The sequence below is a fragment of the Hufsiella arboris genome, from assembly GCF_009834875.1.
GTDB classification, from domain to species: Bacteria; Bacteroidota; Bacteroidia; order Sphingobacteriales; family Sphingobacteriaceae; genus Hufsiella_A; species Hufsiella_A arboris.
Window position 1 is genome coordinate 1 of sequence record NZ_WVHT01000052.1, and the last position, 306, is coordinate 306.

Sequence of the window (306 nt, forward strand, 5' to 3'; positions counted from 1 at the left end):
AGTCGCTGCCACTGTCACTACGGAGACATCGTTGTCTGTAATAGTTGCTGTAGCCGTAGCTGTACCGATGGTTACCGGTCCGCCCGATACCGTGCCCAGGCTCATCGTGAAGTCTTCCGAGCTTTCTACCACGTTATCGTCTGTGATGGCAACATCAATTGTTTTCTTAGTCCCTGCCGGCGAATTGGCTGCAAACGTCACACTGCCTGAAGCAGCCGTATAGTCTGATCCTGCTGTCGCTGTGCCGTTGGCCGTGCTGTAAGTCACCGTAATAGCTGTCGATACCGAAGCGCTCAGCGTAATCTC

Annotated in this window: 1 protein-coding gene; it reads right to left on the reverse strand. The window is 53.6% G+C overall.

Annotation, left to right across the window (positions count from 1 at the left end; genetic code table 11):
- The coding region (locus GS399_RS20595; RefSeq protein ID WP_160846545.1) for a Calx-beta domain-containing protein at positions 1-306 on the reverse strand (306 nt) is incomplete at both ends.